Source organism: Arthrobacter sp. JCM 19049 (genome assembly GCF_001310435.1).
The window spans coordinates 1-1,133 of record NZ_BAXF01000615.1 but is presented as its reverse complement, the minus strand read 5'-3'; the positions used below and the strand labels follow the sequence as shown (position 1 = coordinate 1,133).

The following is a 1,133-nucleotide window of genomic DNA, read 5'->3' as shown; positions in this document are numbered from 1 at the left end:
ACGGGCACGGCGATGACAGCGGCAGCAGCATCAGCACAGCGGCGCCGGCAACGCGGCGCAAGGAGGTGAACTTCACGGTGTTGTCCAATCACTGGGGAACGAGATTAATCGTCATTCTCTCCCAAGGTGGGACTGTTGCGGGAAAAGAACCACGCATCGGTGCGCGCCCTGGCGGCGGCGCCCTTCAAAAGCCAGCGGATTTGCCCTAGTCTGATGTTCCACGATCAAAAGTTGTAGGCACGGGTCTACGCTTCGGGGTTTGGAGTGGCATGGGGGGAGCGGTCATCGACTGGACGGCAGAGGCCCGCAAGGCGGCGCGCGCCCACGAAATGCTTGGCAGCCAATCCGGGAACATCGACGCATTGCCGCTGCGCAACGTGGTGCGCGAATCCTGGAAGCGCTCCCTGTCCATTCCCGGGATCCGCCGCGAACCGGCGGTGCTCAGTGATGAGCGGCTGCGGTTGACTCGCGAACGCAGTGAGCTGCAGCGGATTTGGCCCGTGTTCGAAAAGCTACTGGTGCCCGCCGCCACCGACGCGAACCTGCTGGTGGCGCTCGCCGACGCCAGGGCACCTTGCTGTGGGTGGCCGGCAGCGGCTCCTCCGTCGGACGGGGCCGAACGGGTGGGGTTCGCCGCGGGCACGAACTGGGCCGAAAGTTCGGTGGGAACCTCCGCCCCGGGGCTGGCGCTGGCCACCGGTGACGGGGTTCAGGTTTCGGGGGCCGAGCACCTGTACGAGCACGTGCATCACCTGAACTGTTCGGCAGCGCCCATCCACCACCCGAAGACCGGGCGGATCATCGGCGCGGTGGACCTGACCGGCGGGGATGAGCCATCGCCGTGCATTCCCTGCCGCTGTTGCGTGCCGCGGTGGCGGCCGCCGAAAGCCAGCTGCTGCTGCCGGGGCCCGCCCACCGTCCGGACAGCGGGGACTTCCTGGATCTGGGCGCAGCGAGGGCCCGGAACTGTCTGGCCAGCCCATCTCGCTGCGCCACGCCGAGATCCTCACCCTGCTGGGCGCCCACCCGCGGGGCTGAGCAACGCCGAGCTGGTCGAGCGGCTCTTCGAATTCCCGGATGCGGCCGCCGCCGGGACGGTGCGCGCCGAGATCGTTCGGCTGCGCAAGGTGCTG

At 68.2% G+C, this 1,133-nt stretch carries 1 protein-coding gene and 1 pseudogene; both read left to right on the top strand.

The window, feature by feature from the left end; translation table 11 throughout:
- On the top strand, positions 1-209 hold a 209-nt coding region (locus tag JCM19049_RS21245; RefSeq protein ID WP_279403326.1), incomplete at its 5' end, for a hypothetical protein.
- A gap of 60 nt (positions 210-269) precedes the next feature.
- Positions 270-1,133 (top strand): annotated as a pseudogene (locus JCM19049_RS14965) (hypothetical protein); the annotation flags it as partial.